The organism is Paraburkholderia sp. GAS333, from assembly GCF_050435665.1.
Classification (GTDB): domain Bacteria; phylum Pseudomonadota; class Gammaproteobacteria; order Burkholderiales; family Burkholderiaceae; genus Paraburkholderia; species Paraburkholderia fungorum_A.
The window spans coordinates 1-16,124 of sequence record NZ_JBNDKS010000006.1; the positions used below are offsets into that span (position 1 = coordinate 1).

5 protein-coding genes and 1 riboswitch are annotated in these 16,124 nt (G+C 65.0%); of the genes, 1 reads left to right on the plus strand and 4 read right to left on the minus strand.

The genetic code is table 11. From position 1 onward, the window contains the following. Positions 1–156 precede the first annotated feature (156 nt). Positions 157–789, minus strand: a complete 633-nt coding sequence (locus tag ABH945_RS27305; protein WP_074771291.1) for a LysE family translocator — start codon at positions 787–789, stop codon at positions 157–159. A gap of 21 nt (positions 790–810) precedes the next feature. Next, positions 811–894, minus strand: a riboswitch (ZMP/ZTP riboswitch). A gap of 691 nt (positions 895–1,585) precedes the next feature. On the opposite strand from ABH945_RS27305, the gene ABH945_RS27310 reads away from it, so the two are divergent. Further along, positions 1,586–11,662: an autotransporter-associated beta strand repeat-containing protein gene (locus ABH945_RS27310; protein ID WP_429252626.1), complete on the plus strand. Its 10,077-nt coding sequence runs from the start codon at positions 1,586–1,588 to the stop codon at positions 11,660–11,662. 506 nt (positions 11,663–12,168) lie between these two features. On the opposite strand, the gene ABH945_RS27315 is transcribed toward ABH945_RS27310, so the two are convergent. From ABH945_RS27315 to ABH945_RS27325, 3 genes are read right to left on the minus strand one after another with little or no spacing between them, the layout of a single operon-like run. After that, the gene (locus ABH945_RS27315; RefSeq protein WP_429252627.1) at positions 12,169–13,419 is read right to left on the minus strand and encodes an acyl-CoA dehydrogenase family protein; all 1,251 of its coding nucleotides are present in this window, start codon (positions 13,417–13,419) and stop codon (positions 12,169–12,171) included. Next, positions 13,416–14,828: an LLM class flavin-dependent oxidoreductase gene (locus ABH945_RS27320; RefSeq protein ID WP_429252628.1), complete on the minus strand. Its 1,413-nt coding sequence runs from the start codon at positions 14,826–14,828 to the stop codon at positions 13,416–13,418. The genes ABH945_RS27315 and ABH945_RS27320 overlap by 4 nt, the downstream gene beginning before the upstream one ends. Next, entirely contained in the window at positions 14,825–16,045 is a 1,221-nt protein-coding gene (locus ABH945_RS27325) for an ABC transporter substrate-binding protein (RefSeq protein ID WP_429252629.1), read from the minus strand. Before ABH945_RS27325 ends, ABH945_RS27320 begins: the two co-directional genes overlap by 4 nt. Positions 16,046–16,124 lie beyond the last annotated feature (79 nt).

A 16,124-nucleotide genomic window follows, 5' to 3' on the forward strand; every position in this document is an offset into this window, starting at 1 on the left:
GGCTTCGTCCGCTTGCGTATCGGTCTAACGCAATCGTGCTTCCCACAGGCCTTCACTAACCGGCTGTTCTGCACGTTTTTACACAGCCTCGGCCGGTAGCAGCCGTTCAGCATCACCTCATAGATCGCCAACAATCACCGGACGGATAAAGCACGGCTATTTTCTGGATTCATATGCCATGCGTACGGCCAGACCTGTCAGAACGGTTCCCATCAGCCAACGCTGTACCAATAGCCACACCGGGCGTCCGGACAGGAAGGTAGATATCGATCCGGCCGTCACGGCGATAAGAGCGTTCACGGCAAGGCTGATTGAAATCTGAACGGTGCCGAGCGCCAGTGATTGGGTGAGCACACTGCCATGCCCCGGCGTAATGAACTGAGGAAGCAGGGATAGATACATAACGGCTATTTTCGGATTCGCCAGGTTAGTGATGAATCCCATACTGAACAGCTTGCTCGGGGTATCTACCGGCAGATTGCGCACTGTGAACGCGGACCGCCCACCGGGCTTAACCGCTTGCCACGCAAGAAATAGAAGGTACAAAGCCCCGCCGAAACGAAGCGTGTCATAAGCGTAAGGTATCGCAAATACGAAAGCCGTAATCCCGAATGCTGCGCAGAGCATGTAAAACACAAAGCCCAGAGCAACGCCGCTTAACGAAATAAGGCCTGCGCGTCTACCTTGGCAAATTGAGCGGGAAATCAGATAGATCATGTTTGGTCCCGGCGTTAAAACCATTCCCAACGCTACGAGGCCGAACATGAGCAGATTTGCGAAATCAGGCATAACCCCTTCTCCAGAGATAGTAGGTAATGCCCAGGCGCGCGGCGGCGAATAACCTCACGCTCCCCGATAGGACTCTATCTGTATGCGCCAGTCACATGAGTGCGAAGATTATTGCATAGACAAAATACACAGAAAAGAAGGGACGGGTGACTGCAGTGTTTCGGCTTCCGTCCTGCGCCCTGACCGTTTAAGCGTCGTTCGCGGTCCACGGAGAATCCGGGCAGATATCGCACTGCACCCGAGACAGGCGGAGCCCTCTTCGGAACGTACGCTCTCTACCCCGAAACCGCCGATGCACGGCAGATCGCTCAAGAACGTTTGGAAGCGGAGTGCATTCCCATATGAAACGCTGAAGTGAGTCACTGTGTAGTTAGTCTTCTATCCGTTTCCACTTGTCTGGGGCCGTCAAGCGTAATTCAATTGCACTGGAATTGCGTCAATAATACTGATTAACTGAGTCGCGGACATATTTTCCGACTATCTTATGCAATACAATTTTCTTTCGAGATATTAATTAACGGCACTTGCGAACGGGGGCGTTTTGTATAAGCTGATGAAAGACATTCCGAATCTAATAATGCATTAACGAGAGACGATCAATCGAGGGTTCTGATATGTGCGTCACATGATCAGGCGTCAGCCCTGAGGGCATTGCGCGTAGGTAGCGCACGCAACCAAACATTCAGGTTCATGCAATTTTTTGCCTGTCGATTTTCGATTCGGCGGATATTGCTCGCCATTCTGAAATGGGCGGTGACTAACCCTATTAATGTGCGAATTGGCGTTGGGGGTGATCGTGAAAGGCGTCGTTGATTTTAATAGATTCAGTCTGCAAAAAACCGCGTTTGCTGCCAGCGCGTTTCTGGTATTCAGCATAGTTGGCATAGGCGAAGCGGACGCAACCTGTACTACGGCCGGCGCGATCGTCACCTGCACTGGCGCGGCCAATCCGCTCGCACCGAGCTTATCGAGTTCGATCAGCAATCAGACGGTCAACATCGGCTCGACCGGGACTCTCGGCGTTCTGCTTGGAGTCGGCGGAACTGCGCTGACGCTCACCGGCAGCAACGTGACGCTGAATAATGCGGGCGTCATCGATCCATCGTTGCTGGGCGTGGCGAGCCTGCTGTCGAGCGGCGCGTCGATTGGCAATTCGTCTGCGAACACGATCAACGTGACCAACAGCGGCACGATGAAAGGGACGACCGGCTTGCTGGGAGTCAATCTCGCCAATCTGACCGGCCTCGCACTCGCGGTGCAGAACGGCACGGGCGGCGTCACTACGATCACGAACAGCGGCACGATGGGGGTGGCGACGCTGCTTGGCCTGACGGTCGCACCGGGCGATATGGCGGCGATCGTCGCGTATGGCGGCGGCCAGATTGCCTTCACCAACAGCAGCACGGGTGTGATCAACGGGCGAGTTGCGTTCCAGGCGTCCGGCACTCCGGGGGCGGGCAATTCATTCGTCAATGCAGGCACGATTATCGGCAGCGTGTCGCTGGGCGCGGGGAGCACCAACTCGTTCACGGCCCGCACGGGCTCGTCGGTATCCGCGGGCGTTGGCGCGAGCGGCAATCTGCTCGGCATCGTGGGATTGTCGGTGGGATTCGCAGCGGCCGGCGTCGTCGACGGCGGCGCGGGCGGCAACAATACGCTGCATCTGCAACAGGCAAGCGGAGGCCCCGCAACGGGATCGCTAAGCAACCCGAACTACATCAACTTCCAGCATCTCGCGGTCGACAGCGGCACGTGGACATTGAGCGGCGCGTCCACCGCGAGCGATGCGACACTCGGCAGCGGCTCGGTGTCGATCATCGACAACGCGGCCGGTCTCGGCACCGGTCTGATCACGTCGAACGGCGGGGCGGTGCAGGCGGCGGTGGCGGGGCTCAACCTCGGCAACACACTCGCGTTCGGAACCGGCGGGCTGACCGTGCAGGGCGCCAATGCGACGACGCTATCGGGCGTGGCAAGCGGAACGGGCGGCTTGACGAAATCCGGTGCCGGCACTTTGACGCTCGGCGGTGCCAATACCTATTCAGGCGGGACGACGCTGAACGGCGGAGGGCTCGTCGCCGGCAACAGCAGCGCTCTCGGCACGGGCGCGCTCACCGTGACGGGTTCGGGCACGCTCGATACGAGCGCTGCAGGTCTGACACTGGCAAATCAGATCGCGCTCGGCGCTGGTAATGTGCTGACGCTGGGCGGCAGCAATGCGTTGACGCTCGGCGGTCCGATCAGCGGCGCGGGCGCGCTGACAAAAAACGGCGCAGCCACGGTCACCCTGACCGGCGTGAACAGCTTCACCGGTCCGGCGACAATCAACGCCGGCACGCTCGCGCTCGGCGGAGCAGGCACGCTGTCGCCCAGCAGCGCGGTGCTATTGAATGCAGCGGGAACGGTGCTCGACATCAGCGCGGCGTCGGCCAGCCAGACGCTTGCCGAACTCTCCGGCAGCGGCAATGTCGCGTTAGGTGCAAACACCCTCACGTTCGGCGATGCGAACAATCTGGCGTTGAGCGGCGTCATCGGCGGAACGGGGCGCATCGTCAAGCAGGGCAGCGGCACCCAAACGCTGAGCGGCGTGAACACCTACTCGGGCGGCACCACGATCAACGCGGGTACGCTCGCGCTGTCCGGCAATGGTGCGTTGGCGGGCAGCGGCGCGGTGAACCTGGCGGGTGCGGGCGCGCAGTTCGATATCGGCGCGGCGAGCGGCGCCAGGACCATTGGCGCACTGTCCGGCGTGACGGGCTCAGGCGTGACGCTCGGCGCGAATACGCTGACGTTCGGCGACGTGACGAACCTGGCGTTCGGCGGCGTGATCAACGGGACGGGCGGAGTCGTCAAACAGGGCAGCGGCAGCGAAACGCTCACTGCCGCCAACACCTATACCGGCGGCACGACGATCAATGCGGGCACGCTTGCGCTCGGCGCAGGCGGTTCTCTCGCGGCAGGCGGTTTCGTCAATCTGGCCGGCACGGGCAGCGGCTTCGACATCACGGGCGCGTCAGGGACGCAAACGATCGGCGGACTGAGCGGCGTGACGGGCAGTACGATCTCGCTCGGGGCCAACACGCTGACCTTCGGCGGCATGACCAGTCGTACGCTTGGCAGCGCGATCGCGGGCACGGGCGGTGTGGTCAAGCAGGGCAGTGGCACGGAGACGCTCACGGCTGCCAATACCTATACAGGCGGGACGACAGTCGGCGCGGGCACACTCGCACTCGGCGCGGGCGGCAGTCTCGCGGCGACAGGCGGCGTGACGCTCGCAGGCGCGGGGGCGGGCTTCGATATCGGCGCGTCCGGCGCGAGTCAGGCGATCGGCGCGCTGGCCGGTGTCGGCGGCACGATGGTGACGCTCGGCGGCAACACGCTGACGTTCGGCGATGCGACGAACCAGACGTTCGGCGGCGTGATCGGCGGCACGGGCGGTATCGTCAAACAGGGCAACGGCACTGAGACGCTGACGGCGGCCAGTACGTTCACCGGCGGCACGACCGTCAACGCGGGCACGCTGGCGCTGTCCGGCGCGGGCGCGCTGGCTACCGGGGGCAATTTGACACTGGCCAACGCCGGTAGCGATTTCGATATCAGCGGCGCGACGGGCGCCGGGGCCATCGGTACGTTGAACGGCGCCGCGGGTAGCCACGTGTCGCTGGGCGTGAATACGCTGACCTTCGGCAACGCGGCGAATGGCGCGTTCGGCGGCACGATCGACGGCACGGGTGGGATCGTCAAGCAGGGCGACGGCATTGAGACGCTGAGCGGCGCGAATACCTACACCGGTGGCACCACGATCAATGCCGGTACGCTCGCGCTGGGCGCGGGCGGCAGTCTCGCGGCGACAGGCGGCGTGACGCTCGCAGGCGCGGGGGCGGGCTTCGACATCGGCGCGTCCGGCGCGAGTCAGACGATCGGCGCGCTGGCCGGTGTCGGCGGCACGGCGGTGACGCTCGGCGGTAACACGCTGACGTTCGGCGATGCGACCAACCAGACCTTGGCCGGCGTGATCGGCGGCACGGGCGGTATCGTCAAGCAGGGTAGCGGCGTCGAAACGCTGAGCGGTGCGAACACGTATGGTGGCGGCACGGCGCTCGACGCAGGCGGCCTCACGCTGGGCAACAACACAGCGTTGGGGACGGGCGCGTTGTCGGTGAACGGCGCGGCGACGCTCGATAACAGCGCGGCGCTCACGCTCGCCAACAACGTCGGACTGAACGCGGGCCTCACAGTACTCGGCTCGAACAATCTCACGCTGGGCGGCGTGCTGTCAGGCAGCGGAGCGTTGACGAAGAACGGTGCGTCGACACTGACGCTAGGCGGTGTGAATACGTTCACCGGTCCTGTGACGGTCAACGCGGGCACGCTCGCACTCGCTGGCGCGGGCAATCTGTCGGGCTCGTCCGATATGAATCTGGCGAACGCAGGGTCAAGTCTCGACGTGAGCGCTGCGACGAATGCGCCGGTCATCGGCGCGTTGAACGGCGTGAGCGGCAGCAGCGTCGCGCTGGGCGCGAATACGCTGACGCTCGGCGACGCCAGCAACGGCGCGTTTGCGGGCACGATCGGCGGAACCGGCGGGCTGCTCAAGCAAGGCTCGGGAGTCGAAACCCTAAGCGGCACGAACACCTTCAGCGGCGGCACGACGATCGACGACGGCACCGTCGCACTCGGCGCGGGCGGCAGTCTCGCGGCCAGCGGCGCGATAACGCTAGGCGGCGCAACCTCGATCTTCGATATCGGCAATGCGGGGGCGAACCAGACGGTCGGCGCGCTATCTGGCGTGGCGGGCGGCAGTGTGTCGCTCGGTGCGAATTCGTTGACATTCGGCGATTCGACCGACCAGACGCTCGCCAGCACGGTTACGGGTACAGGCGGACTCGTCAAGCAAGGCAGCGGCACAGAAACGTTGAGCGCTGCGAACACCTACAGCGGCGGCACGACGCTGAACGCGGGTGGTCTCGTGACCGGCAACGACTCGGCGCTCGGCGCAGGCACGCTGACAGTGAACGGCGCGAGCACGCTCGACAGCAGTACCGCGACGACGCTCGCCAACAACGTGCTGCTCAATTCTGGGCTGACGGTGCTGGGCACCAACGACCTGACGCTCAACGGCGCGCTGTCGGGCACCGGCGGACTGACCAAGGACGGCTTGGCCACGCTAACGCTGAACGGCGCGAACACCTACACAGGCGGTACGCAGATCAACGCGGGCACGCTTGCGCTCGGCGCGAATGCAAGCCTTGCCGCGGGCGGAGCCGTGGACGTGGTGAGCGGCGCGACCTTCGACCTGTCGGCGGGTAACGGCCAGCAGGTCTTCGGCACGCTGACTGGCGGCGGAACGGTCGACCTCGGCTCGAACGTGCTGACCGTGGGCAGCGCCGCCGACGGAACGTACAGCGGCTCGATCGGCGGCACCGGCAGTCTCGTCAAAGTCGGTTCGGGTACCGAAACAATGACTGGCACCAACACCTACATCGGCGGCACGGCAATCGACGCGGGCACCCTCGCGCTCGGCGCGGGCGGCACGCTCGCCGCCACCGGCAGCGTGGCGCTCAACGGGATCGGCTCGGGCTTCGACATTAGCGCGTCCAGTGCGGATCAGACGATCGGCGCATTGTCTGGTGTCGGCGGCAGTGCGGTGACGCTCGGCGCGAACACGCTGACGTTCGGCGACGCGTCGGATCAGACCTTCGGCGGCACGATCGGCGGCACGGGCGGCATCATTAAGGCAGGCAGCGGCACTGAAACGCTCACCGGTGCGAACACGTACAGCGGGGGCACGACGATCGCCGACGGAACGCTCGCGATCGGCGCGAGCGGTAGTCTCGCGTCAAGCGGTGCGGTGACGCTGAGCGGCGCGAATTCGGTGTTCGACATCGGCAACGCGGGCGCGGCCCAGACGATCGGCGCGCTGTCGGGTGTCGGGGGGAGCACGATCACGTTGGGCGCGAATACGCTGACGTTCGGCGATGCGTCGGATCAGACGTTCGCGGGTGCAATCGGCGGCACGGGTGGCATCGTCAAGCTGGGTAGCGGCACTGAAACGCTTGGCGGCGCGAACACCTATACGGGCAGCACGACGATCGATGCAGGTACGCTCGCGCTGGCTGGTGCGGGGAATCTGTCGTCGGCGACCGATGTGACGCTGGCCAGCGCGGGCGCGGGCCTCGATGTCAGCGGCTCGAGCGGCGCGCCGACCATCGGCGCATTGAACGGCGTGAGCGGCACGACGGTCGCGCTGGGCGCCAACACGCTGACGCTCGGCGATACAAACAACGGCACGTTTGCGGGCACGATCGGAGGAACCGGCGGCCTGGTCAAGCAGGGTAGCGGTACCGAAACGCTGAGCGGTGCGAACACCTATTCCGGTGGAACGACGATCAATGCGGGTACGTTGGCGTTGTCGGGAAGCGGCAGCCTTGCATTGAATAGTGCAGTGAATCTGACCGGCGCGGGATCGACGTTGGACATCAGCGGTGCGTCGTCCGGGCAAACCGTAGGGGCACTCGGCGGCACGGCAGGTAGCACGGTATCGCTGGGCGCCAACTCGCTGAGCTTCGGCGATTCGACCGCTCAGACGCTCGCCAGCACCGTCACCGGAACGGGTGGGCTCGTCAAGCAAGGCAGCGGCACAGAAACGTTGAGCGCTGCGAACACCTACAGCGGCGGCACGACGCTCGACGCGGGCGGTCTGGTGATCGGCAACAACTCGGCGCTGGGCACGGGAACGTTGACAGTGAATGGAACCGGCACGCTCGACAGCAGTACCGCGACGACGCTCGCCAACAACGTGCTGCTCAATTCGGGGCTCACGGTGCTGGGCACCAACGACCTGACACTGAACGGCGTGCTGTCGGGCACCGGCGGACTGACCAAGGACGGCGCGGCCACGTTGACGCTGAACGGCGCGAATACGTACACGGGTGGCACAACGATCAATGCAGGCACGCTCTCGCTCGGCGCGAATGCGAGCCTGGCGGCGAGCGGCATCGTGGATGTCGTCGACGGCGCGACCTTCGATCTGTCGGCGGGCAACGGCCAGCAGATCTTCGGCACGTTGACCGGCGGCGGGACAGTCAATCTCGGCAGCAACGCGCTGACGCTCGGTGACGCGAACGACGGCACCTACAGTGGATCGATCGGTGGCACCGGCAGTTTGACCAAAGTCGGCGCGGGCACCGAGACGCTGACCGGCACCAACACCTTCACGGGCGGCACGACGATCGATGCAGGCACGCTTGCGCTTGGCGCAGGCGGCACGCTTGCACCGACAGGCAGTGTGATGCTCGGTGCTGCCGGTACGGGCTTCGACATCAGCGGGTCGGGCGCGGCTCAGACGATCGGCGCACTGTCTGGTGTCGGCGGCAGTGCGGTGACGCTCGGCGCGAACACGCTGACGTTCGGCGACGCGTCGGATCAGACCTTCGGCGGCACGATTGGGGGCACGGGCGGCATCGTCAAGGCAGGCAGCGGCACCGAAACGCTGACCGGCGCGAACACGTACACCGGCGGCACGACAATCGATGCTGGCACCCTCGCACTCGGCGCGGGCGGCAGCCTTGCATCGACGGGCGCAGTGAATATCGTGGGAGCGGGTTCGTTGTTCGACATCGGTGGTGCAACGGCAAGTCAGAGCGTCGGCGCACTGAGCGGCGTAGCAGGCAGCACGGTGTCGCTGGGTGTGAACTCGCTGACATTCGGCGATTCGACCGACCAGACACTTGCCAGCACCGTGAACGGAACAGGCAGCCTCGTCAAACAGGGCAGCGGCACTGAAACGCTCACCGGCGCGAACACCTACAGCGGCGGCACGACGCTGAATGACGGCGGTCTGGTCGTCGGCAACAACGCTGCGCTGGGCACGGGCACGCTGACAGTGAGCGGTACGAGTACCCTCGACAGCAGCACCGCCACGACGCTCGCCAACAACGTGCTGCTGAACTCAGGACTGACGGTGCTGGGCAGCAACGACCTGACACTGAACGGCGCGCTGTCCGGCACGGGCAGTCTGACGAAAGACGGCGCGGCCACACTCACGTTGAACGGCGCAAACACCTACACCGGCGGCACGCAGATCAACGAAGGCGTGCTTGCACTCGGCACCAGCGCGAGCCTGTTTGCGCCTGGCATCGCGAATATCGCCGATGGCGCGACCCTCGACCTGTCGGCGGGCAGCGGCACGCCCACGGTCGGCACGCTGACCGGCGGCGGCACCGTCAATCTCGGCGCGAACACGCTGACGCTCGGCGACGCCGACGACGGCACCTTCGCCGGTTCGATCGGCGGTACGGGTGGCGTGACGAAGGCCGGTACCGGCACCGAAATGCTCAGCGGCACGAACACGTACACGGGCGCGACCACGGTCGACTCGGGCACGCTCGCTTTGTCGGGTGCTGGGACGCTGTCGGCCGTAACCAATGTCAATCTCGTCAATCCAGGCACGGCGCTCGACGTGAGCGGCGCAAGCGGTACGCCGACCGTCGGTTCGCTGTCCGGCGTCGGCGGCACCAGCGTGACGCTCGGCGCGAACACGCTGACATTCGGCGGCGGTTCGGACGGCGCGTTCGGCGGCACGATCAATGGCACGGGTGGAATTATCAAGACCGGCGCCGGCTCCCAGACGCTGTCGTCGGCCAGCACCTACAGCGGCGGCACCACGCTCGCGGGCGGTGCGCTGATTGTCGGCAACGATGCTGCGCTTGGCAGCGGCGCGTTGAGCGTCGCTGCCCCAGCCACGCTCGATGCGAGCGCGCCGGTCAATCTCGCGAATCCGGTCGATCTGGACGCGACGGCGACGATCGGCGGCAGCGCCGACACCACGCTGTCCGGCGTTGTGTCCGGCTTGGGCGGCCTCGTCAAGGACGGCGCGGCAAACCTGACGCTCGCCGGCAACAACACGTTCTCCGGTGGCACCGTGGTGGACAGCGGCACGCTGACGCTCGCATCGGGCGGCGCGCTCGGCACCGGCGGTCTGACGATGAACGGCGGCCAGCTTACCCTCGGCTCGTCCGCAGCCGCCACGCCGCTGCAAGTGACGCTGCCATCGCTCGACGGAGCGCCGGGTTCGTCGATCGATCTGGGCGACTCCAGTCTGAGCGTGAACGGTGGCGGCACCTTCGCAGGCGCATTGACTGGCACCGGCTCGGTGACCAAAAGTGGCAGCGACACGCTGACCCTGAGCGGCACCAGCACCTACAACGGACCGACGACCGTATCGTCCGGCACGCTCGCGGTGACCGGCTCGACGGCCAGCTCGACGGTGACCGTGCAAAACGGGGCGACGCTGTCCGGTACCGGCACCGTGGGCGGTCTGATCGTGCAGAGCGGCGCGACGGCAGTCGGCGGGCAACCCGGTCAGGCTTTGAACGTCGCCGGCAATGCGCAGTTCGATCAGGGCTCGACGCTGGCCATTTCCGTGACGCCGCAGCAAAGCGGCTCGGTGACCACGACCGGCAGCACGACGCTGCTGGGCGGAACGGTGCAGGTCTCGGCGGGACAAGGGGTTTACACACCATCGACCGTCTATCCGATCGTCACGGCGGGCCAGGGCGTCAGCGGCACCTTCGCGGGCGCCACGTCGAATCTGCCGTTCCTGACCCCCACGCTCACCTACGACCCGGACCACGCGTATCTTCAGTTGACGCCGAACGGCGCAGCGCTAACGTCGGTCGCGACGACGCCGAACGAGACTGCAGTGAGCGCCTCGCTCGCCGGAATGTCGGCGGCCGCAGCGGGCAGCGGCAGCGCGACGCTGGTGCCGGCCCTGTTTTCGAGCGACGTGCGCACCGCGCGCGTCGCGTTCAACCAGCTCGACGGCGAACTGCATGCGAGCACGAAGAGCATGCTGCTGCTCGACAGCCGTTATGTCCGGGACGCCGTGACCGATCGTCTGCGGGAAGGGCTAGCGCCTTCGAGTGGTCCGCTCGCGTCGATGTCGGCGGGTTCCGCGCAGTGCGACGGCCGGATCGGACAGGGCGCGTTGCCGGCCGATACTGCGCACAGCGGTTCGCGCGATGCCTGTGTCGACCCACGGCGCTATCAGCCGGTGGTCTGGGCGCAGGCATACGGCTCCGACAGCAAGCTCGGAGGTGACAGCAACACGTCCGGGATCGATCGCAGCATGGCCGGCTTCATTGCGGGCGCAGACATGGCGCTCAACGACAGGTGGCGCATCGGCGTCGCGGGCGGCTTCGGACATAGCTCGCTCGACAATGATCTGGCCTCGTCGGCGGATGTGGACAGCTATCACATTGCGATGTACGGCGGTGCACAGTACGGGCCGATCGGCGTGAGACTCGGCGCAGCCTATACGTGGAACGACGTGGACATGAACCGTTACCCGTCCTTCACGGGTTTCGCCGATCACAATAGCTCCGACTACTCGGCGAAAGCCGCACAGGTGTTCGGCGAAGTCGGTTATGCGGTGCCGTTCAACCGTTTCGCACTCGAACCGTTTGCCGGCCTCGCGTACGTGAACCTGCACACCAGCGGCTTCAGCGAAACTGGCGGTGACAGCGCGCTGCGCAGCAACGGCGAGACCGACAACATCGGCTTCTCGACTTTAGGCCTGCGCGTTTCGACGCGTCTCGGCGAACTGCCGCTTGCCGCTTTCACCGGCCACGCGATGGCGGGCTGGCGGCACGCGTTCGGCAGTACGCAACCATCGTCGACGCTCGCGTTCATGACAGGCGGATCGTCGTTCAACGTGAGCGGCGTACCGATCGCACGCGATACCGCCGTGCTGGAACTGGGCGTCGACGCGAACATCGCGAAGAACGTCACGTTGGGGATTGCTTATAGCGGCCAGTACGGGGGAGGATCGCACGACAATGCTATCTCGGGACGTTTCGCGTGGAAGTTCTGAAGGGAGGGACGTGCGGATAGGCAGCAGAGTCCCGGATGTGCGTCAATCAGCAAAAAAACGGCGTGGCGACGCGCGAGGCGCACACCCCGTTTCACACGTTATGGCGAACGAGCGCGACTGATCGTTTTCCGCAGTTTCACCGCCTGGGTTTGTCGTGATCCGTCGCACGGTTTTTCGAGCAAGCTGTCTCCTCCATGTCTCCTCGACGTGGATTACGCCCGCCGCTGTGCGGGCTTTTTTTGCTGAATACGTTCGGGCTGCAACAAAGTCGCAAACCGCGCGATTTCTCGTGATGCAGTGTGCTCGACACATCTGTTGTGGGCTTCGGCGACGGTGCCGTGTCGAATCATGTCAAGCGCAAATCAGGTCCAGCGACGAACCGAGTTAACAGCAGGTTCTGGTATAGCAACAATCAGGGTAGAGCACCGACCAGACAGAAGAGGTTGTTCAACGGCGCGTCGAGATTCTTCGACAATCAGACCGTGTGATACATCCACGCCCCGCCTTCACGCTTCGCCGATCCGCCATTGCCCCGGCGGCAACGCACCGTTCACCGCAAAGTTGCCGACGATCCGGTCCTTGTACACGCGCGGGTTGTGCGACGTAATCGTTCTCGCGTTGCGCCAGTAGCGGTCGAGCCCCGCGGACCGCAACGTCGCCGACGCGCCTAGCGCATCGAAAACTTCGGCAGTGGCGTCGAGGATCAGTTGCGAAACGACCGTCTGTGCCTGCCATATTTCCAGTTCCGCTTCGATCGTCAGCGCCACGGCATTGCCGGTCGCGCCAGAATCCGCGTTGGCCGCCCGTTCGAGCGCGCGCGCGGCTTGCGCGACGATCGCACCCGCCGAATACGCGTGGGCACGCAGGCGGCCGATCACCTGCAGCACCTGCGGGTCGTCGGCAGGTCTTGCGGCCGGCGCGTGGCTATAGCTGCGCTTGCGCGCCGCGACTGCGGCGGCTGCATCGGTTGCCGCTGCGCGGCCGATGCCCGCGAGCGTAGCGAGATGCACTAACTGGTAATACGCCTCGGAGTAAGAGAACGGCGCGGCTTCGCTGACGATTTCAGCAGGGTCGACCGGCGTATCCGTAAACCGACTCGTGCCGCTCGCGGTGAGGCGTTGGCCCATCCCGTCCCAATCGTCGACGACCTCGACGCCGGGTGCATGCCGATCGATTGTCACCGCGACCGGCTCGCCTTGCGCACCGCTTGCGCCGACGTGAATCCAGTCTGCGAACAGCGAGCCGGTGGTGTAGAACTTCGCGCCATTCAGGCGCCAGCCGCCGGCTTCGCGAGTCAGCCGGGTCGAAAAGCGTTCCTGTCGCGCGTCGCCGGTCTCGGACCACGCCGCGCCGACGATGGCGCCTCCGGCGAGCCTCGGCAGCCACACGTCGCGCCGTTCGGGCGAGCTGGTGAGAATGTGCTCGACGTAGCCGAAGTGGGCACGCAATGCCTGAGTGAGGTTGGAATCCGCTTCCGACAACTTGATCAGGAAGTCGAAGAAATCCGCGAGGCCGATCCCGTGGCCGCCGTATTCCTTCGGGACGCGCAACGCGGTGAGTCCGGCGTTGCGGAGCCAGCCGATTTCCTCGTTGGGCAGCCGCCGTTCGAGTTCGCGCTCGACACTGCCGCTGCGAATCCGCCGCAATATCTCCAGAGCCGGGGCGGGCAACGCCGCCTGGGAAGCGTGAGTGGTTCCATGGCCCCACGCGTCGCCGATAACGAAGCCTGCGGGCGGAGCCGATCGATCGAAAGTCATGAGAGTGTGGCGTCCTGTTGTGTGGCGGGATGAGCCCATGGGCGCAGGCGTCGCGCCGGGTGAGAGTCGGGCAGGTGAGCGGCGCCGCGGAACAGCTTTTCGCGCAGTGTGCCGGGGGCGTACTCGCGTTGCATCAGTCCGCGCCGCTGCAGAACGGGAACGACGTGATCGACGAATTCGCTCCACCAGCCGAGCGTGGTGACCGGCACCACGTTGAAGCCGGCAACGCCCGCTGCGGCCCAGCGTTCCACTTCGTCGGCGATCTGCTCGGGTGTGCCTGCGAACTGCGCGGAGATCGTCTTGCGCAGCGCGTCCGCGAAGGTCACGACGCCGTCGGGCGCGGCGTCGATGAACGCGCGCACAGTGCCGCGCGTGCCGTTCTGCTGGCGCAGTTCGCTCAGCGGCGTGGCCGGGTCGATGTGTGTCAGGTCCACGCCGATGCTGCCGCTCCAGAACGCCGCGAGTGCTTCGAGGCTGAACGATTCGAGGATGTCCGCGCGACGCGCTTTCGCTTCTGCCTCTGTGCTGCCGATTACCGGCGAGAGCATCACGATCGCGCGAATGTCGTCGGCACGGCGACCGGCGGCTACCGCACGCTGTCTGAGATCGGCGATGTCGGCCGCCGCGGACTCAGGGGTACGCGAAGGCAGGAAAGTGACCTCTGCATGGCGGGCGGCGAAGTTGCGCCCGGCTTCCGACGCGCCAGCCTGGAACAGCACGGGAGTGCGCTGCGGCGAAGTCTGCACGAGATGCGGCCCGGCGACCCGATAACGTTCGCCGTGATGGTTGATCGCGTGCAGGCGCGACGGGTCCACCAGCACGCCGCTTTCGCGGTCGGCCACGAGTGCGCCGTCTTCCCAGCTGGCTTCCCACAGCTTGTAGACCACCTGCACATATTCCTCGCCCCACAGGTAGCGCTCGTCGTGCGGAGGCAGTTTGTCGAGTCCGTAATTGCGTGCCGTGTTGTCGAGATACGAGGTGACGATATTCCACGCCACACGTCCTTCGCTCAGATGATCGAGCGTCGAGAATTTGCGGGCGAAACTGAACGGATGCTCCTGAATTACCGAACTGGTGACCGCGAAGCCGATATTGCTCGTCGCAGCGGCGAGCGCCGAAACGAGCGCCGCCGGGTCGTGCGACGGAAACTGCATGCCGGTGCGCACCGCCTGTTGCCACTGTCCGCTGGAGGTCTCGTAAATACCCGCGACGTCGGCGAGAAACACCACGTCGAAGAAACCGCGCTCGGCGGTCTTCGCAAGCTCGATCCAGGGCCCGAGCTTGTGGAAGTCGAGTTGATGCTGTCCGAGCGGATGACGCCACAGCCCGTGACTATGGTGATTCGGCGTAACGTGCGCGAACGCGTTGTAGATCAGCGGACGTACCGCGCTGGAAGTAGGCTGGCTCATTTTCCGGTCGCCTCCGCGATCTGTTGTGCCGACCACGGCTTGACCGGCGTCTTCTGCCACGCGCTGTACGGCGCCGGATCGTCGACGACTTCATGGCCGCCCTCGACATGGCCGGCGAACGCCCAGATGTTCTCCTGGCGTGGCATGCCCTGCACCGGCGCGACGGCGGTGAAGTCGATCGGATGGAGAACGTCGGTCGTGAAATTACGTTCGTGCGCGACGTGCTCGCGGAAGCTGTCCACGGTCACTGTCGGCAGCTTGCGGGCGATCTGCGCGAAGGTCCACACGGCGAGCCAGTCGGTCGTGGTGGTGCCGTCGGTCGGGCCTTTCACTTCATGATTCGGGTCGTACTTCGCCAGTTGGCGCTCGTACTCGGACCACGTCGGGAAACGCTTCGCGTCCTCGCCTTTTTCCAGCGCGAGCGAGTTCGGAAACGGCGCCTTGCTGAGGGCGGCGATGGTCGCATCTTCGATCACGTTGTTGCTGCTGACGAACGGAATCCTGATGCCCTGCTGTGCGGCTGCTTCGACCAGCAGCGTCTGCTGTTCAGGCGGATAAAGCATGCCGCCCCAGACGTCCGGGTGCAGTGCCTTGATCTTCGCGATGTACGGCGCGAAGTCGGTCGTCGAAGGCGGCACTTCCACAATCTGAACGTCGGTCACGCCTGCCTGCTCGTAGCCGAAGCGCGCGGTTTCCTGATAGGTCTTGTTGCCCAGCATCGACACATAGACGGCACGCTTCGCGCCAAAACGTTTCGCGCCAAGATAAGTGCCTTGCGCCGCGCCCGCGCCATTCAACGCGGTGATGAACGACAGCGGGTTGCGCACGTCGGAGGGATCGCTGCCCATCGGGAACCACGCGGCCATGTTCTTCGCGCGCAGGATCTTGTCGACACCGTTCGCGCTGCTGCCGCCGATCAGCGTGATCGCGCCTTCGTCGGCGAGGCGGCGCGCGCACGCGATGCTGGCGGCGGGTTGCCCCTTGGTATCGCAGATTTCAACGACCAGCTTGCGGCCGTTGATGCCGCCCTGGTCGTTGACCGCGCGCGCTGCAATCTGCGCAACGCGGCCCGGGTCGGTCACCGCGAACGGCGAGCCGCTCGCGGCGATGATGAAGCCGACCAGCACCGGCGGCTGGCTTTCGGCCGATGCGTTGAGTGCGCAGGCGAGGGTGGTGGCGGCAAGCACGCCGCCAAGCGAAAGAGACCGTAGAGTCATGGGCGAAGTCTGATGGGGACGATAAAAGTCATGAACAAGCGCACGGCGTCCAACGCAAAATGCGCGCAGGACACTCGAC